The organism is Alteromonas sp. B31-7, assembly GCF_015767655.1.
Taxonomy (GTDB): domain Bacteria; phylum Pseudomonadota; class Gammaproteobacteria; order Enterobacterales; family Alteromonadaceae; genus Alteromonas; species Alteromonas australica.
In genome coordinates this window covers 1,049,945-1,069,038 of the sequence record NZ_CP065233.1, presented here as the reverse complement: position 1 = coordinate 1,069,038, position 19,094 = coordinate 1,049,945, and the positions used below count along the sequence as shown (strand labels likewise).

The 19,094-nt window shown below is 45.5% G+C and carries 16 protein-coding genes; 11 read left to right on the top strand and 5 right to left on the bottom strand.

What is annotated here, in order from left to right:
* Positions 1–7: 7 nt before the first annotated feature.
* Positions 8–556 (bottom strand): chalcone isomerase family protein, encoded by a 549-nt coding sequence (locus tag IUA53_RS04485; RefSeq protein WP_231401256.1) that lies wholly within the window; start codon positions 554–556, stop codon positions 8–10.
* 120 nt (positions 557–676) lie between these two features.
* Here IUA53_RS04485 and IUA53_RS04480 point away from each other — a divergent pair, with 120 nt between their 5' ends.
* From IUA53_RS04480 to nspC, 4 genes are all read left to right on the top strand, one after another.
* A complete protein-coding gene (locus IUA53_RS04480; RefSeq protein WP_052806797.1) occupies positions 677–1,570 on the top strand; it encodes a 1-aminocyclopropane-1-carboxylate deaminase/D-cysteine desulfhydrase in 894 nt (297 codons plus the stop codon).
* Between the two features lie 126 nt (positions 1,571–1,696).
* Entirely contained in the window at positions 1,697–2,107 is a 411-nt protein-coding gene (locus IUA53_RS04475; RefSeq protein WP_044057913.1) for a hypothetical protein, read from the top strand.
* A gap of 145 nt (positions 2,108–2,252) precedes the next feature.
* Positions 2,253–3,455: a saccharopine dehydrogenase family protein gene (locus IUA53_RS04470; RefSeq protein WP_044448417.1), complete on the top strand. Its 1,203-nt coding sequence runs from the start codon at positions 2,253–2,255 to the stop codon at positions 3,453–3,455.
* A gap of 27 nt (positions 3,456–3,482) precedes the next feature.
* Positions 3,483–4,613 carry a carboxynorspermidine decarboxylase gene (gene nspC / locus IUA53_RS04465; protein ID WP_044059025.1) on the top strand — a complete coding sequence of 377 codons (1,131 nt, stop codon included), beginning with the start codon at positions 3,483–3,485 and terminating at the stop codon, positions 4,611–4,613.
* Positions 4,614–4,667: 54 nt separating this feature from the next.
* Here the strand turns inward: nspC and IUA53_RS04460 are convergent, their stop codons facing one another.
* The 3 genes from IUA53_RS04460 to rsmI form a co-directional block, all read right to left on the bottom strand.
* Complete coding sequence (locus IUA53_RS04460) at positions 4,668–4,934, bottom strand: hypothetical protein (protein ID WP_044057915.1); 267 nt, start codon at positions 4,932–4,934, stop codon at positions 4,668–4,670.
* A gap of 116 nt (positions 4,935–5,050) precedes the next feature.
* Positions 5,051–8,254 (bottom strand): ligand-binding sensor domain-containing protein, encoded by a 3,204-nt coding sequence (locus tag IUA53_RS04455; RefSeq protein WP_044448419.1) that lies wholly within the window; start codon positions 8,252–8,254, stop codon positions 5,051–5,053.
* Between the two features lie 79 nt (positions 8,255–8,333).
* On the bottom strand, positions 8,334–9,173 hold the full coding sequence (gene rsmI / locus IUA53_RS04450; protein ID WP_044448421.1) for a 16S rRNA (cytidine(1402)-2'-O)-methyltransferase: 840 nt from the start codon (positions 9,171–9,173) through the stop codon (positions 8,334–8,336).
* 130 nt (positions 9,174–9,303) lie between these two features.
* Here rsmI and IUA53_RS04445 point away from each other — a divergent pair, with 130 nt between their 5' ends.
* The 5 genes from IUA53_RS04445 to IUA53_RS04425 all read left to right on the top strand — a co-directional run bounded on the left by IUA53_RS04445 (position 9,304) and on the right by IUA53_RS04425 (position 14,285).
* A complete protein-coding gene (locus IUA53_RS04445) occupies positions 9,304–11,238 on the top strand; it encodes a penicillin-binding protein activator (RefSeq protein ID WP_044448422.1) in 1,935 nt (644 codons plus the stop codon).
* A gap of 5 nt (positions 11,239–11,243) precedes the next feature.
* The gene (locus tag IUA53_RS04440; RefSeq protein ID WP_044057918.1) at positions 11,244–11,585 is read left to right on the top strand and encodes a YraN family protein; all 342 of its coding nucleotides are present in this window, start codon (positions 11,244–11,246) and stop codon (positions 11,583–11,585) included.
* 106 nt (positions 11,586–11,691) lie between these two features.
* Positions 11,692–12,288, top strand: coding sequence for a phosphoheptose isomerase (locus IUA53_RS04435; RefSeq protein ID WP_044057919.1), 597 nt, complete (start codon positions 11,692–11,694; stop codon positions 12,286–12,288).
* A gap of 7 nt (positions 12,289–12,295) precedes the next feature.
* A complete protein-coding gene (locus IUA53_RS04430) occupies positions 12,296–12,880 on the top strand; it encodes a BON domain-containing protein (RefSeq protein WP_196898501.1) in 585 nt (194 codons plus the stop codon).
* A 43-nt stretch (positions 12,881–12,923) separates the two neighbouring features.
* Entirely contained in the window at positions 12,924–14,285 is a 1,362-nt protein-coding gene (locus IUA53_RS04425; RefSeq protein ID WP_052806704.1) for an MFS transporter, read from the top strand.
* Between the two features lie 95 nt (positions 14,286–14,380).
* Here the strand turns inward: IUA53_RS04425 and IUA53_RS04420 are convergent, their stop codons facing one another.
* Positions 14,381–16,588: a TonB-dependent receptor gene (locus IUA53_RS04420; protein WP_044448425.1), complete on the bottom strand. Its 2,208-nt coding sequence runs from the start codon at positions 16,586–16,588 to the stop codon at positions 14,381–14,383.
* 831 nt (positions 16,589–17,419) lie between these two features.
* On the opposite strand from IUA53_RS04420, the gene IUA53_RS04415 reads away from it, so the two are divergent.
* Together IUA53_RS04415 and prpB are read left to right on the top strand one after the other, a co-directional pair.
* Complete coding sequence (locus IUA53_RS04415) at positions 17,420–18,079, top strand: GntR family transcriptional regulator (RefSeq protein ID WP_231401255.1); 660 nt, start codon at positions 17,420–17,422, stop codon at positions 18,077–18,079.
* 65 nt (positions 18,080–18,144) lie between these two features.
* The gene (gene prpB / locus IUA53_RS04410) at positions 18,145–19,020 is read left to right on the top strand and encodes a methylisocitrate lyase (RefSeq protein ID WP_020744174.1); all 876 of its coding nucleotides are present in this window, start codon (positions 18,145–18,147) and stop codon (positions 19,018–19,020) included.
* Positions 19,021–19,094: the final 74 nt, after the last annotated feature.

Below are 19,094 nucleotides of genomic sequence, written 5' to 3'. Positions count from 1 at the left end.
ATTAACCTCAATTATTGTTATTCAATAAGGCGTGTCTAAACTCAGGCTCTGAGGTTTTTTCTCCTAGCCAGATGTTAAAAAAGTGCCTGGTAAAATCTTCATCTTCAATGGTGCCGACTAGGCGGCCATTAAAATAAAAAGCCGAGTGTCTACTTTCTGTTGCTACCCCCGTCAAGGTGTCACCCTCGTCCACATCTGGAAAAATATCGTCCATTTGTGACATCCATTCATTGAGTTTTTCCTCATCACTAACGCCCTGTTGCCGCATTTCATCAATAGAGCGCTGAGCAATTTTTTTGCCCTTTAAATTGCGGACATAATCCAATTTAAGGGCGAAAGGTTTGTTGGGTGTCCACTTGCCTTCAGGCGCAAATAAAGTGGCGGTATAAACATCCCAGAAATAGTAAGTAAAGCGTTGAGAGCCCACGATTTCAGCTTGGGGCACGGCATTTGTTACCGTGGCGGGCACGTCTTCACGGGCGTTAACGCTCGGTACATGCAGCCAATTAAAGACCAACATTGTGCTTACCCAAACAGTTACCTGAAGTTTTTTCATGTCATGAGTCTCTTGTTATTTTGTCTTTTTTACGTGTATTGGTTTGATAGTTTGTTCTTACACCCAACCTAGTTATACTTCTCGCTGTAGCACATTGATCATTTTCAGCACGTGGAGACCATCATCATTTTGTCCGCTTTTCAGCCCCAATTGCCCTCCCCCCTTATCCCCTTTACCCCGCCTTGGGAAGGTGCTTCAAACGTCACTATGATGGTTAAACGCGATGACGCTATACACCCTGTGGTTTCAGGCAATAAGTGGCGAAAACTAAAACACACGATTGAAAATCTCCCCCCTACGGTTGAAAGCATTGTGAGTTTCGGCGGAGGTTTTTCCAATCACCTGCATGCTCTCGGCTTTGTCTGTCATACGTTAGGCCTACCTTTTCATGCCATCGTCAGAGGCAACTATGAAGGGAATGAGTCGCCCATGTTAAATGACTTACTACACTGGCACGCAAACCTGCACTATGTGAATAAGGACACCTACCAAAAACGTCATGAAAAAAGGTATTTAGCCCAGTTGAATGCACAATTTCCTAACTGTCTTATTGTGCCTGAAGGCGGAAGTCAATCTGATGCGCTGTTTGGTCTATCGGAACTCATTGATGAAATAGACCATCCCTTCGATACCATTATCGCCCCTGTTGCTAGTGGCGCCACACTCGCAGGAATCGTCAAGGGACTTGCCCCAACTCAACACGCGCTTGGGATTGGTGTATTAAAAGGCGAAGGGTATTTGGAGTCTTTGGTGTCACAGTTTTTAGACCATGAAATGAATTGGCGCATTACCCATGACTTTCATTGCGGAGGCTACGCAAAGCAACCCCAGTATCTCAAGACATTTTGTGCGCAATTCAATACGAGTATGCCCTTTGCCATTGAGCCTGTTTATTCTGGCAAAGTGTTTTATGCGCTACAACAGTTATTACGGGAAGGGGCCTTTAGGAAGGGGGAGCGCATTGTGATTTTGCACACAGGAGGCTTGCAAGGCGCCCGACCCAAAGGCAACTGATCTTCTCCGCCTCTGCATTCGTTTAACCTAATATCAAGACTATTGATTAATATTTAAACGAATCATAACAGGGTATGATTATTTTGACGTTTATTGAAACGTCCTACTGTCAAAAAGGAGACAAATATGATTGAAGGGCCTGTCACACTGCCAACGCCACTAACCATATTAGTCTCTCGCGCGTTAAACTTGTGCGAGTTAATCTTGTTAAACAACCAAGCCTTCTATCCGTTTGCCGCCATCTACGAAAATGGCAAGGTAGGCTGCTTATTCACTGACGAAAACGAAGAGCGTACGAATGAAAGCCAACTGATAGAGCAATTGCAATGGCGAATTATCGACACCACCACAGATTCCAATAGCTATAGCATACTGGTTTACGCAGCCACCGTTCAAACGCGGAAGAACAAATCGATGGATGCTATCGCCATCAATACCGCCAGCCCAAACGATGAAGAAGGTTTGCTTCTTTACCCGTATTATCGTGTAGGCGAAAAGATCGTTATATCTCCCCCTATCAGCACAAAATCCGAATAAACCACCTCCGCAACCCAAGAGTTGGTTTTTGTTGTTATCACGATTAAAATTTTTATCTCTACCATTGCTGTCTTTGCTTGCCAATTTGGTTCGGTCTGCTAGCATTCAGCGCAAATTCATTACGCTTAATTAGGGAAACATTATTATGTCTCGCGTTCTCATTATTGGTGCTGGCGGTGTCGCCTCTGTTACTGTCAAAAAATGCGCCCGCTTACCTGCGCATTTCGACGAAATTTACTTAGCCAGCCGCACGGTATCTAAGTGTGAAGCTTTACAGAAAGAAGTGGGTGAAGATCGCGTAAAAGGCGTATTTGCGCTTGATGCTGACAATGCAAAAGAAGTGGAAGCGCTCATCAATGATGTTAAGCCTGACCTCGTTATCAATTTGGCATTGCCTTATCAAGACCTTCCCATTATGGATGCCTGTCTCGCCACTGGCACAGACTACCTTGATACCGCCAATTACGAACCCAAAGACGAAGCTAAATTTGAATACTCTTGGCAATGGGCGTATCAGGATAAGTTTAAAGACGCTGGTATTATGGCGCTGTTAGGCAGTGGCTTCGATCCTGGTGTGACGAACGTTTATACCGCGTATGCTGCAAAACATTATTTTGACGAAGTGCACTACCTTGATATTGTGGATTGCAACGGTGGTGATCACGGTCAGGCCTTTGCCACTAACTTCAACCCAGAAATCAACATCCGTGAAATTACCCAACGTGGTCGTTTTTGGGAAAATGGTGAATGGAAGGAAACCGACCCGCTCAGCGTTAGAGAAGATTTGGACTATCAAAATATCGGCGTACGTGCGTCTTATTTAATGTTCCATGAAGAGCTGGAATCTTTGGTGAAACATTTCCCAACATTGAAACGCGCGCGTTTTTGGATGACATTTGGTGATGCTTACCTAACACACCTTCGCGTGCTAGAAGGCGTAGGTATGACCAGCATTGAGCCGGTTGAATTTCAGGGCCAAAAAATCGTTCCTCTTGAATTCCTAAAAGCTGTGTTGCCTAACCCAGGCTCACTTGCTGAAGGTTACACAGGAATGACATGTATAGGCACTTACATTACCGGTATTAAAGACGGTAAAGAGAAAACCATCTTCATTTATAACAACTGCGATCATGCGAAGTGCAATGATGAAGTAGGTGCACAAGCGGTATCTTACACTACAGGTGTGCCCGCCATGATTGGGGCGGCGCTTATGCTCGATGGTACATGGAAGCAGCCAGGCGTTTGGAACATGGAGCAATTCGATCCAGACCCGTTCATGGAAATGCTTAACGAACATGGCTTGCCATGGCACGTCATTGAATGTGAAGAAAGCCCATTTAAAAAATAGGGTCACGCTTTAGTGGAGCAACCTAAGTTGACAGATTTAACAAATCGAACAGATATTCCTTCTCCTTGCTATGTTCTAGAAGAAGCCAAACTTATCAAGAATTTAACCTTGATGAAACGCGTCCAAGACGAATCTGGCGCGCGCATTATTTTAGCGCTCAAAGGGTTCTCTATGTGGTCGTGCTTCGACATTATCAAAGACTATTTGCAAGGCGCTACCGCAAGCTCGGTATGGGAAGCTAAGTTGGCCGCAGAAATGGGCAAAGAAGTTCATGCTTATTCACCCGCCTATAAAAAGGCAGATGCCGAAGCGTTAGCGGGGTTGGTTCATCATTTGTCGTTTAATAGTTTGTCTCAGTGGCAGCAGCATAAAGAGACGCTTGCGAATGTTTCTTTGGGTTTACGTATTAACCCGGAACATCAGGAAGCTGACACCCCTCTTTACGATCCAGCAGCGCCAGGTTCACGCTTAGGTATCCGCGCCATAGAGCTTGAGGGTGAAGACCTTTCGGAAATTGAAGGCTTTCACTGCCACAACTTGTGTGAGTGTGATTCTTTCGCCACCGAACGAACATTGCGAGCCATTGAGGCTCGCTTTGGCAAGTGGTTGCCCGAGCTAAAGTGGCTAAACCTGGGTGGCGGGCATCTAATGACCAGTGAAGACTACGATGTTGTCCACCTCATTAACACCCTCAAAGACTTTAAGCAGCGTTACCCTAACTTGGATGTTATTTTAGAGCCGGGCTCCGCTGTGGCCTGGCAAACTGGCCCGCTTATTTCAGAGGTGGTAGATGTGGTGAACAATGATGGCGATATCGCTATTTTAGATATTTCTGCCACTGCCCATATGCCTGATGTGTTGGAAATGCCGTATCGGCCTACCGTGTTGCACGGAAGTTTTCCTGGCGAAAAAGCCTACGACGTCAAGTTAGGGGGTAACTCGTGTTTAGCTGGAGACGTCATCGATAGTTATTCTTTTGATGCGCCATTAAAACCCGGTCAGCGTGTTCAATTTGAAGACATGATGCACTACACCATGGTAAAAACCACTTTTTTCAATGGCGTAGAGCACCCAGCGATTGGCATATTGCGCGCTAATGGCGAGTTTGAGCTGGTAAGAGAATTCGATTATAGCGACTTCAAAGGTCGTTTATCGTAAATCATTAAACACCATGCTACTCATCTTGTGATGTGTAGCATGGTGCTAACAACGCTAAATAACGCCACGGCCGCTAACTGCTCCCTCACTGCCCACTTGGCCTTCGGCAATCACCGTATCATCCAGATAGAGTTTAAAGGCCGTTTTATTCGGGGCCGTTATATTGTATTTGAACCCGTATATTTCTTCTTCTCGCAAACGAACCGTGGTTTCTTTAGACGGAGAAATAAGATCGTATACACCTGTATCTGCAGTTTGGCTGAACACATCGACCAACCAATTGCCTTGGGCTATCTCAATTTTCAATATACTGTCTTTCATTGGTCTTCTCCTTTTTGCTGGCAAAGAAACTGATCATTACGATTCTAGTACCTTTGCCAACCCATTCAGGATCGCCAAATCATTCGCCATAAGGTATGAGTCAATAATAATGCCGCTTAATCTAGATCGTTGTGGGTCACTAACCATACTTGCCGTAATACAGTACCATTCGCGTTACTGCTTAGTGACAGCGCACTTAACGGCGGCAATTCGCAACTGCTTGGTATAGGCGGTTTGTAGGTATTAGCCACGGATACGTCTACCCACACGTCGCGTCCCACCGCTTTACCAGTATATAAAGCCTTGTCCGCAAGCGTAATGGTTTCAAGCCAAGACCACTGATTCGGAAACGCTGGGCACAGTGGGAAGGGCACGCTCCCCAGGGTACAAGTAACATGAATAGGGTTGCCATTTTCAATGGGCACTGGCACAGAAGAGATGGAGTTTTGAATACTGGCCGCCATCGTCGCACTGCGCTCTCTAGAAGAATGCCGCACCACTAAAAGGAATTCCTCGCCACCCCAACGCACCACATAGTCATCTTCACGTGCCACATCGCTCAAGCGTTTTGCTACCTCTATAAGGATTTGATCGCCCACGTGATGACCATACACATCGTTCACCTTTTTAAAGTGATCGATATCAATAAGGAAAAACAGTATGTCACTGCCCTCAATGGCTGTGGCTGAGTGCGACTTTTCGTAATCCGCTATCGCCTTGTTACCATCTTTTTCCATTGCCGATTCAGTGAAGCGTCTGTTATACACTTGGGTGAGCGGGTCGGTATGACTTGCTTTAAGCAGAGCATCACTTTTCTCTTTCAATTTTTCAGAGGTGGCCTCTAAGCTTTCCGTTCTAAGCCTAACTTGCTCCAGCAAGTACGCTTCTCGCTGCTTTAATCGGCGAGTTCGCAAGGCAATAAGCAGAGCGATTGCACTGAGAGCAAGGACCACATAAACAAGTTTTGCCCACAACGTTTGATACCAGTATGGTGAAACCACCACATTACTCGCCGTTGATGGAGACCATTGAGACCATAGCGTGGGTCTGTTCTGGACAATAAATTGATAGTCACCAGGAGGAATCTGGGTATAGCTTGCAATTCGATTATGCTGCTCAGAATAATTCCAGTCGTTCTCTAGTCCCTTCAACATGTAGCGATATTGTGACGTTGCGGTGTGAAAGTAATCTAAATTTGTAAAGTGAATGCGAAGCTTATTATCATTGGCGGGTACGTGTATTGGTGTACTTTCACTTTGGCCTAGCAGCGGATGGCTCAATACGCGCTCTCCCACCTGCGTAGAGGCGAACACCACAGGGTGGATAGTGTCAGTTTCGTCAAATTTGTGGGTGTCGATGAGGGTAACGCCACCACTGCCACCCATGAGCAACATGCCATCGTCTCGTATCGCAGACGCGCCGCGATAATAGGGGGCAAACAAACGTTTATCTTTTCCCTGTATGGCTCTTGCATGGGACTGCCCTGCCTCGATAACACTGATCCCATCGCGGCTGCCTACCCAAATTCGCCCATAGCTATCTGCTTGAAGGCTTCTTACTACATTGTCGGTAAGCCCGTTTAAATGATTGAAATGAACCGCTGGGGCGCTAGGGTTGGCTAAATCGATGCCAATCAGCCCTTCGCCTTCGGTAGCCACCCATAGCTGGTTATTTCCATCAACTAAGAGATCTGAAATAAACCCAACTCTGACCTCTTTATTTTTCGTTTCAACGTGGGTAAGTTGTCGAATCAACCCACCTTGAATGTCTATCCAATTCAGCCCATTCCACGTGCCCACCACCAAGTTACCATTGCGCAACCTCGCCAACGCAGAAATGCGTCTATCTGTTAACGTATCGGCAATGTGATTTTCATTGCTTAACTCGCCTGTTTTCGACCTTGTGAATTTCCAAAGTCCATCGGTGCCACCAGCAAAAAAGGTTTTTTGATCAACAACTAACAACGTACCTGTATACGCGTTACTATCACGCACTTGCAAAGAAAGCTTAGATAACTCCCCTTCGTGATACTGGTAAATGCCCCAATTACTGCCTATTAATGCCCCTCGATGTGGTGTAATGGCGATGGCTTCAATCGCCCCTACCGGCAATGCATTTGGGTTTTCTACGGATTGCACGGGAATATGTTCGTTAATTCCCCTATCGGGGTGAGCAATATCCACCCCATTTTTGGCTAGCCCCAACCATACTTTGTTGGTTTCAGTGGCGATTGCTTTTACGTGCTGATCACTGATGCCGTTAACAGCGCCTATATCACCGTAAATACTCTTTATACTTTCTTGCTGAGGATTAAATAAGCTGGCGCCGTTGCTAGTCGCAATCCAAAGATAGCCCTTAGGAGAAACATAGATTTGCCATATTTCGTCATTAATCACACTTTCTGCGTACAATCGATTGTGTGTTATGCGCTTTACCTCACCTGAGTTAAGGGAATAACTAAGTATTCCTTGCCCAAAGGTGCCTATCCAAATCTGTGTTTCACTCACTTGGGCAATATCAAAAATCCATTCTCCGTTAAACAGAGGAAGCGACACTTTGGCAACACGACCATCAGAGGCTATGTGAAATAGCCCATCTCGTGGCGTGCCAAACCAAAGTTCACCGTTTGACACCAACCCGAGGGTGGAGATTCGCTGAGAGTGAGGCAGATGGTGAGATAAATCTACCGGTTTAAAGTCATTCGCATCGTGCGCTTTAACGTAAAGACCATCACTGGACGCAACCCAAGTTCGATTTTCTTCATCCACCACCATATCAAAAATACGCAGCTCAGCCGTTTTATTCGGGTTCACTAAAGAAAAGGTTTCCAGCGCAGACGTGTCGGTGTCTAGTCGGCTGATGCCGTTGCTATGCGTAAACCACACACTGTGTAATGAAGGCGAATAAATAGCATAAGAAATAGACGTGAGCGCGTTAGGAAGATGTAGGGAGTGAGCTTCACGTGAAAGCGGATTAAATTGCACCAGGCCAGATGAGGTAACTAACAAAAATTGGCGCTGGATATACGTCGAAATACTGTGCACAGACACGGTTTTTCCGTTTACCTTCACAGGCACGGCAGTGAAGGAACTGCCATCGTATCGGTACATCCCGTTTTGAGTGAGAAACCAACTAAAACCAAGAGCATCTTCTTCAATTGCGGTGATTTTCCCGAAAGGAAGCCCTTGCTGATGGCCAAAGTTAGTGAAGGTCTCATGGTGCCAAGACCACTGAGATTCAGCGCTGCCATAGCCTATGAAGCTAAAAAATAAAAAGGCAGCAAATACAATTGCTGATAAAGGCTTTGCAAAGTAGTACATAGGCAAAGAGCGACACGCCGCGTTGTTATTATAATTAATGGAGATAACAATGAATGCTATCGCCTTACCTATCGCTTAGCTACTCTTTTTTAATGCCAAGCCCCGCTTGGTAAAGCGCATTTTTCTTTAGTTGATAGTGTTCGGCCACTACCGCGGCAGCTTTTTTAAGGGGCATGTGTTCGCACAAACGCTCAAGTAACGCCATGGCTTCTGGAGGAATAGCGGTTAAATCCACCTGCGCGGGGGAAATCATGACCACAAACTCCCCTTTTTGATGCGCGGCATCCGCGTGTAAGTAGGCCATAACATCCTCGGCAGTGCCGCTGACGTAGGTTTCAAACGTTTTACTGATTTCTTTAGCGATAACAATATGCCTGTTTCCCAGCACCCTGGCGATATCGCTCACGGTTGACACGATTCGTCTAGGCGCTTCGTAAAACACACTTGTACACGTTCGCCCTTTAAGCTGAGACAACAGGTTATCTTTAGCTTGCGCTTTTACAGGTAAAAAACCTTCAAAAATAAATCTGTCGGTGGGCAGGCCAGAAGCGCTTAGCGCTGTAATGGCAGCACATGGGCCCGGCAACGCGATAACAGGAATTCCCTCTTCACGGCATTTCCTCACCAAGATAAAACCAGGATCGCTGATTAATGGTGTACCCGCATCACTGATTAACGCCACAGACTCACCGTCTTTTAATCTATGACAAAGCATCGCCGTGCGCTTATCTTCATTATGATCGTGAAGGGACAAGGTTCGTGTGGGTATGCTGAAGTGTTGTAACAATCTGGCACTATGACGGGTATCTTCCGCCGCAATCCAATCAACACTGTTTAGAACCTCAATAGCGCGAGCGCTTATGTCGTCAAGGTTGCCTATGGGCGTTGGCACGATAAATAAAGTTGCAAAATCTGTCATAAAAAACGGTCGAATTTTTAAATATTAACGAAAGTGTACCACGCCATTAGGCCAGTTTATGATTGCAAACGTAGATTTTCATTGTGGTTAAGATAAACTTGCTGCTTAACGTAGTAAAAGGAATGAAACTGTGGGCACCATTGGACACCGTAATAAAGGTTTTATTTTCGCAACAGCAGCCAGCCTTTCGTTGCTGATGGGCTGTGGCAGCACGCCAAAACCGGTAGCGAAAACACCTGTAGTTACCCCCCAAAAACCCGTCGACGTCCAGGCGAATCAACCTGTTACTCCTGAACATAAGCTGCTTGAAGCGAAAAAAGTGTGGCAGGGTCAAAAAGACAAAGATGCACGGGACAGCCTATTGCTAGATGCCGCAGCGCTCTATATACAGCAAGAAGATACCTTACTTGCCCAGCAAGTGCTGATTGAATTAAGACAAGACGGCATAGCGCCCTCGCTTCACGATAGATATGCCTTACTGCTTGCAAAGGCCTATATCAATAATCGTTCTGCTGACCCAGCCAAGTTGCATCATCTGCTTGAAGGTTTGAGCACTTCTACGTCGAAAAAAGCGGAAATTCAGACCACATTATTTGCCAAGCAAGGAATGTGGGCCGATGCTGCCAATGCACTCTTAAGAACAAATGCGTCTGCCGAGGTAAAGGTTGAACAGGTGTGGACGTGGATTAAACAACTCGACGAAACGGCGCTCCAAAAAGCAGATAGGCAATTTCCAGCATTGCGCCCCTTTATCTCGTTGAGAAACTTAACCCATGAATATGCGCAATCCTCAGTTTCCTTGCAAGAAGGGCTAAAAGCGTTTCAACGGACCTACCCTGGCCACATGTTAGCCGCTCATTTGCCTAAAGATGTGATGCAAGCCCAAGCCCTTAGCCAACCAGACTTGCAAGAAATCGCCGTATTCCTGCCGTTAAGTGGGCGTTTAGCGTCAACCGGTGAAGCCGTGAAAGACGGTATTATGGCCGCCTATTACGAGCAATTAACCATTCAAGGCGAAAACAGCAATTTACCAGCATTACGTTTTATCGACACCCTGGGTAAATCGCCACAAACGCTGGTTTCTGAGCTAGGAGAAGCCAAGTTTATTGTGGGCCCGTTATTGAAAGAAACCGTTGAATCACTGATTCCTGTTTTGCCTGCAAACGTTAACATGCTTGCCCTTAATAGAGTGGAGCCATCGCTAGCACCTTCTACTCAACCCCAGCTATCCCCATCGGACGTATCAGTAAACAGCAGTGCACAAGATGCCCCCCTGCATCAGGAAGTACGCTATTTTGGTTTAGCACCGGAGGATGAAGCTGAACAACTGGCAAATTTTATATTTAACAAAGGATTAAGAGCGCCCATTGTAGTTGCTGCACAGAGTAGTTTGTACGAGCGCATGCACGATGCGTTTAAAGATCGTTGGTTTGCCCTACATAAGCAGAAAGGTACCCGGGCACACGTGACAACGGTGACCTTCAACGACAGCAGCTCATTACGTGAAGGTATTACCCAAGCCCTGGATGTGGCGCAGAGTAATAAACGTATTAACCAGATTGAGTATATGGTTAATGAAGACGTCTATAACATGCCGCGCAGCCGACGAGACATTGATGCAATTATTGCCTTTGCATCGCCACAAGATACAGAACTGCTCAACCCTATAATCGAAGCCAGCTTGAATCCCTATGATGGAAAACAGGTTCCTGTCTATGCCACGTCACGCTCTATGGATTACGACAGTGGCAAAAATCAATGGCGAGATTTACAGAACGTGCGTTTTATAGATATGCCATGGATGATGCCAACACACCAGTGGCAGGCTTTGGCGGCTACCACTGACACGGTTTGGCCCAACCGAACCACCATGCAAAACCGATTATTCGCCTTTGGGTTCGACGCCTATAACTTGCTGCCTCAATTAGGCATGTTAACCGTGTTACCTTACTTGAAATACGAAGGCTTAACTGGGGAACTGCAATTAAACGACAGTGGTGAAGTGAAGCGCCAACTACCTCAAGCCGTAATCAACAACGAACGTGTACAGATGCTTATGGAGTAACATTTATGTCAACAGTGCAAGGGAATGCAGCAGAAGAACGCGCCGTCTCCTTTCTGGAGGAACAAGGCTTATCTTTGTGTTGTCGTAATTACCGAACCCGTAGAGGTGAACTGGATATTGTCATGCAGGACGGCGAGACCATTGTCTGTGTTGAAGTAAAGTACAGAAAATCTCGCCAGTTTGGTCAAGCTGTAGATTTTGTGACCGTTAAAAAATTACAACGGATTCAAGCTGCGTTTGCCTTCTATTTGTTAGATAATAACCTCAATCCAGCGTCTACCCCCCTGCGAATAGACGTTATCGCTATTGATGGAGATAACCTTCAATGGCTTAAAAACATCGGTTGAATTTTTAAAGCGCGTGACATTCATTGCTAAGCGCTAATAGCATTACTCTAGTGTTGTAACGCACAGACAAAGCAGGTTCAGCCGTTTGCCTATTAAGAGAAGAAGTATGATTGAACAAATTAAAGCGAATTTCACAGAGAGTATTCAAACCAAAATTGCCGCCTCTGAAATCTTGCCTGAATCCATAGAGAAAGCAGCTTCTATGATGGTTGAAGCGCTTATTCGTGGAAATAAAATTTTAAGTTGTGGTAACGGCGGTTCTGCAGGAGATGCTCAACACTTCTCATCTGAAATGCTTAATCGTTACGAAAGAGATCGCCCAAGTTTACCGGCAATAGCGCTGAGTACTGACACGTCCACAATCACCTCAATTGCGAATGATTATAGCTATGACGAAATTTTTGCTAAGCAAGTTCGTGCGCTAGGTCAGCCTGGTGACATTCTACTGGCCATTTCTACCAGCGGAAACTCACGCAACGTCATTGCTGCCATGGAAGCGGCGCTATCTCGTGACATGACCATTGTCGCCCTTACGGGTAAAGACGGCGGAGAAATGGCAGGGTTCTTAAGCGAGCACGATGTGGAAATTCGTGTCCCTTCTAACCGTACTGCACGAATTCAAGAAGTCCATCTGTTGGTTATTCACAATTTATGTGAATGCATTGATGACAGTTTGTTCCCAGCCGATCACGGAGACGAATAAGGCCATAATGAAACAAAAGCACAGTAAACTTTTCGGGCTTATTGCCGCTTTAATCGTGATGACCCAACTTCAAGGTTGTGTTGCCGCGATTGGTGCGGCGGGCGCCATGGCAGCAAAAGTTGCCAATGACAGACGCACGGTAGGCACGCAACTTGACGATCAAAATGCCAATCGTGCAGTAGCCTATCAATGGGCTAAAAGTGACGAGCTTAAGGCCAGAGCAAACCTGCAAGTTGACGTATATAACGGCGTTGCCCTACTTACTGGGCAAGCTCCCACTCAAGCACTCATCGATGAAGCGGTAAAACGTGCACAAGACGTCAGTTATATTAAGAAAATTCACAACCAAATTCGATTAGGTGAGCCTATTGGTGCTGGCACACAGGCCAATGACATTTGGCTTGCCTCAAAAGTAAGAACCAAAATTATTGCTGACGAGCGCGTCCCCGCCTTGCAAATTAAAGTGATTGTCCAAGATTCAGAAGTATTTCTTATGGGCCGTTTATCCAATTTAGAAGCAACTACCGCGGTGGATATTGCGCGCAATGTTATCGGCGTAGCTCGTGTAGTACGTGCATTTGAGATTATTTAATCGAGAATTAGCAACGGCCCTTTTAGTTGCAGGGGCCTTGTTCATGGAAATTTTGGATGCGACCGTCATTACCACTGCGCTACCGGTTATTGCCGCCGATTTCGGTGTACCGGCTGCCCACCTTTCCATTGGTGTCTCTGCTTACCTCGTTGCTGTCACCCTCTTTATTCCGTTAAGCGGCTACGTTGCCGACAAGTTTGGTGCACGGACCATTTTTATTGCTGCAATAGGGGTATTTACCCTTGCATCCGTGCTTTGCGGGTTAAGCACTACCCTAGTAGAATTTACCTTATCGCGTATTCTGCAGGGCGTGGGTGGCGCAATGATGGTGCCCGTAGGGCGACTGGTCGTATTGCGTGACTTACCTAAAGAAAAACTGGTAAAAACCGTAGCGATTATTACTTGGCCTGCACTAAGTGCGCCGCTATTGGGGCCTGTGCTCGGCGGCTACATAGCCACGCATTTCAGCTGGCAGTGGATTTTCTACATGAATATTCCACTGGGTTTACTTGCTATTATCGCCTCGCTTTATTTACTAAAAAATACCAAAGGTGACGTAGGCAAATTTGATATTAAAGGCTTTTTGCTCACCGGCATTGGCTTTGCGCTTTTTATGGCAGGCATTGAGTTTCTTGCCAGCACCAGCGATAAACTGATGCAGTCGCTAAGTATTGTACTCGTTGGTTTAGTGCTGATGGCACTCGCAATACGGCACGTAAAGAAAGCCCCAACCCCATTGTTTTCATTTGACGCCATGCAGCACAAAACATTCAGGTTATCTGTGTATGGCGGCTCGGTAGTACGCATTGCGCTAGGCAGTGCGCCGTTTTTAGTCCCTCTTATGTTACAGCTTGGCTTGGGCTACTCTCCGGTGGAGGCTGGTTCGCTGTTACTGTGGCTTTTTGCTGGCAACTTGGCGATAAAGCCTGCAACCACGTGGATCATGAATACCTTCGGGTTTAAGCGTGTACTTGTGGTCAATGGCGTGCTCATCGCGCTTGGGTTTGTTGCGCTTGCTTTCGTCAACCACCAAACTTCTTTATTCACTATTGCCGCTATTTTATTTGCAAATGGCGTAACCCGATCAATGCACCTAACGCTGTTAAACACCATTGCTTTTGCTGATGTGCCCACTCATAAAATGCGCGACGCCAATACCTTAGGCGCTATACTAATGCAAATGAACCGAGGCCTAGGTATTACCCTCTCGGCACTGGCCATTGCGGCCGCCTCATTTTTATTAGGTCAAAGTGCCGATACCCCCACCCTCACAACGTTCACTATGGCAATGCTATTTATGAGCGTGCTGGCACTGGTGAGTATTACCGATAGCCTCATGCTTTCAAAAGAAGACGGCGTCTCTGTATTAAACAAACGTAAAGCGAAAAAAGCCCGTCAATCTTAAGGCAACAGTCTTTTCCTATGCAATTTTATGCCAATGAAAAAAATAAGCCGGTCATATGACCGGCTTATTAATGAGCAATAAAAAACAACTTGGTATTAGAATTCTGTTGAGAACCTTACACCAAACTCACTCGCGTCATTGCTAAGCACTTGAATAATGTAGTCTCCGGTATTTAAGCGGGCATTATCATAACGCTCGTCAAAAATATTGCGGCCATAGAGTGCCACCGTGTAAGCGTCATCTGCTGGCGTATATGCAATATCAACATTCACTAGCTCTCGACTATCTAGCTCAGTCTGACGGCTTGCCAGTGATGATGGCTCACCATACATGTCTGAACGATAAGAGTAGTCAGCACGTACGCGGATAGAGTCACCGCCTTCAAGATCGAAGGTGTAAGATGGCCCTATAGCAAGTGTTAGGTCTGGCGTTAAAGGCGCAACTGGCTTGTAGCCATCTTGCTCATCTACATCCACATCCATATAGCCAACACTCGCCATCATGCTAAAGTTACCGTAGTTAAAGGTAGTGTCTAGCTCAATACCACGAGAGGTTTGCGTAACAATTTGGTTATCGGTTTCAAACCCATTTTCTGTCACTTTACTCACCTGATACGGTAAGTCATCAAAGTCTGTATTGAATACTGCTACGCTGACGTCAAAATATTCATTTACACGACCTTTAATCCCGACTTCGTAGTTAACCGCAGTGATATTGTCTGAAGCAACGAAACATTCAATGTCACCAAACAAACAGTAAGGTCTCGCAGGATACTGACCAGACTGGTAGCCTGACTGAATTGTCGCGTAACCTGTCATGCCATTTTCAAAGGTGTAATTAGAGGCAATTTCCCACGTAACTTCATCCCAGTTATCGCTTGAATAAACCGTACCTATTGCTTCTGAAACACTGGCTGACGCATCTTTCTCATCTTCGGTATAACGCAGGCCACCCGATAGGCTAAGCTCATCAGTCAAGTCTCGGCGTACATTCACATACACCGCTTTTGATGTTGTTTCCTGGTCAAGTTCCAATAAATTGGACCATGTATTGTAGCTAGAATCCTCGCCCTGACGATTTTTGCCTTCTTCATTAAAATAATACAAACCGGCAACAAAGTCGGTGTATTCATTAATGTAACCATTTAACTGAAGCTCTATAGAGGTTTGATCTGCTTCACCACGCTCAGGATAGTGATCCAGGCTGTAAATAGTGCCATCGTCATCTAAACCCGCTTTATATTTTGAAGAACGGGTACTTGCAACTAACTTCAGCGTATAGTCGTCGTTCATGTCCCATTCTGTGGTAAGCGCTAAACCGCGAGCTTCGTTAGACACGCCGGTAACGGCTTCTTCACCGGTTGCGTTGTCGTAAATGTCGTAGCCTTCTGGCGTCACATCCGTATTACGCAGCGCAACACCTAACGGGTTATCCCCGCCGTAATAACGATCTGATTGCAATTCATCAATTAGCACAGTGTAAGGGCGCAGGCCACCGTCACCATTATTGCCATCGGCAGTCAGTACCATACGAAAGTCATTCGATGGTTCCCATTTAACGGATAAACGACCCGACACATCTTCGGTTTCGCCTACATCATACTCAGCGTCAGGCACATTAATAAACTCGCCTAGGCCATCACGTTTATTAAACGCCATATTCATATTGAAAGACAGCGTGTCTGTTAAACCATGATTAACAAACAAATCTGCTTTTACGCGGCCTCGCGTACCAAATTCAGTGTTGATTTTGGTTAAATCACCTTGATCTGGCTCTTTGGTAATAATGTTGATAGCACCACCAATAGAGTTACGTCCGTACAAAGTCCCCTGGGGGCCACGAAGCACTTCAATACGCTCTATATTATTTAAACTCCAGTTTTGGCCAACTTGGCGGCCTAGGTAAACGCCATCAACGTACACGCTTACACCTGGGTCTGTGGTGATAAGGTGGTCTTGCAGACCAATACCACGAATAAACGGGTTAACAGAAGAAGTATGACCGGCAGAAAAGCCTGTTACATTCAAGTTAGGTACAAATTTACCTACATCGGTAAGGTCGCTAATGCCTTGTTCAGCAAGTTTATCGCCATCAAACGCACTAATAGCAATGGGAACTTCATAGATAACTTGCGGACGTTTAGTCGCAGTAACGGTAATAGCTTCAAACTTTTGTTCTTCAGCTGCGTCAGCGTCTTGAGCAATAACAGGGTTTGAGAAAACGGGAACAGTGAGGGCTACTGCTAGTGCCACAGGGGAGAGCCTACTGGCAAGTGTCTTGGACACATCAGTATTGGTGATCATGTATAACCTCTTTACGTGAGTGTTAGGTGTAAAATTATTGTATTTTTAGGCTGCTTCAGATTCTTCTATGGAACCTTAAAACCCAATAAACTCACGAATAGAACGCCATTACGACTAATGGCTTGCCGAACTGGCTAAGAGGCTGACAAATACTCCATGTTCTTAAAGCTAAATATCACCACATCCCTGCTTTATGAACAAAAATACCAGCCTTCGTCTACTCTTAAGTCATTATTGAGCCTGAAGACTGGAAAACTATAATACTGACAAGGTACTAATTTGCCTAGATATTTATTACAGAACTGTCATATTTTGAACAAAAACCAGACTAATTGGTTAAAATATAAAGAAATTATTTTTAAAAAAACTTAACGGCAATATAGTGCTTTTTTCTTAACTGATTACTTTTCAATCACTTCTATCAAGATTACCGTTCCTTTTCAAATCACGCAAATACCTAAGCGGAGCAACCCCGCCTCCAAACACTAAAAGTAACCGCAAGAGAGAAGAGTCGACAAAATAGGCGGGATAGAAAAAAAGCACAATCAAGATAATGCAGGTTATCAAAGAGCAAACAATATCTATATTAATGCGTGTGATAAAATTGCCCATGTGTTTCTCCTAATAGTGATATTGATAAAAAGCCCTTGTCGTAAATTATTAAATCGCTTTCAGCACACAAATTAAACTGTACCTCTGGCGGTTTTTTACACTCCCCCTCCAACAACATGTCGACAATAAATATTTCATTTCCATTTTTTATTTCTTATTAGCCAAAATAACGATAACATTGTCGACAATTAGCGCAAGTATTCTATTGGAATTCATCTCGTGATCAGTAAAGAAACTATTGTTACATCGGCTGATAAAACCTTTTTACAGTTAAGAACAGACATCGTAGAAGGGATTATTCCTGCCGGTAGTAAACTCAGTGAAACTGAATTGTCGACAAAGTACGCCGTCAGTCGCGCAGTCATTCGTGAGGCCATTAACCGTTTAACCAGTTGTCACCTTGTGGAACGTAAAGCTAACGTAGGTGCCCGTGTGGTTGCACTGTCACCTGAAGGCCTTATTCAGCTGTATCAAGTGCGCGAAGCGTTAGAGGGTATGGCCGCCCGCTTAGCCGCTCGCTATATGAGTGATGATGAAATTGCCGACATGCAAGCGCTGCTTGATAGCCATTTCGACAAAGTGAAAGACAGCCACAGCTATTATCAAGAAGCCGGTGATGTCGACTTTCACTACCGAATTGTCACTGGCAGCAAAAACGATCACCTTATCAGCGTGCTTATCGATGGGCTCTACCATTTAGTTCGTATGTACCGCGTACAGCTTGGTATGGCAGGGCCTCGGGTAAGCACGGCGTTTGATGAGCACAGACACATTGTTAACGCCATTGCCAATCGTGACGAAGAGTTAGCAGAAATGCTCATGCGTCGCCACATTCTTTATTCAAAAAACAATATCGAGAAGAAGCTCAACAATGACTAATACCCATAAGGCTTCTGCTTACCTATTACACCTCTACCCTACTTTCAATTAAGCGAGTGACTATCATGAGTGCAGGAAAGAAATTCAGAACCGCGTTAGAGAATAACAAACCTCTTCAAATCGTAGGCACTATTAATGCCTACACGGCCATGATGGCGAAGGCCATTGGTCATCAAGCTATTTACCTTTCAGGTGGCGGCGTAGCTAACGCTTCGTATGGCTTGCCAGATTTAGGTATGACCTCACTCAATGACGTGATTGCTGATGTTCAGCGCATCACCAGTGCGTGTGACCTACCGCTTATGGTGGATATCGACACAGGCTGGGGCGGTGCATTTAACATTGCCAAAACCATTCGCGACATGGAAAAAGCAGGCGCAGCCGCTGTACATATGGAAGACCAAGTCGCACAAAAGCGCTGTGGTCACCGCCCTAATAAAGAAATTGTGAGTACAGCGGAAATGGTAGATCGCATTAAAGCTGCCGTTGATGCCAGAACCGACCCCGACTTTTTCATTATGGCGCGCACCGACGCATTCGCGCAAGAAGGCTTAGAAAAAGCCATTGAACGCGCAAAAGCCTACGTTGAAGCGGGCGCGGACGGTATTTTTGCAGAAGCAGTGCAGACCGAAGAACACTATCGCGCATTTGCAGAAGCCTTAGATGTACCGATTCTCGCCAATATCACTGAGTTCGGCAAAACCGAACTTTGGAACAAAGAAGAACTTGGTGAATGGGGCGCTGATATGGTGCTTTACCCGCTAAGTGCGTTCCGCGCCATGAATAAAGCAGCAGAAATGGTGTACAAATCTATACTAGAAAATGGCGATCAAAAAGCGGTTGTCGACACCATGCAAACACGCATGGAGCTATACGATTACCTTGGCTACCACGAATACGAGCAAAAGCTAGATGCGCTATTTGCCGACGGCAAAAACTAAATAAATAAACGATTGCAGCTTGAAGTTGACGAGCACGAGGATGCAGGGGTGAAGTACAGTTCCCTGCCCCTCTG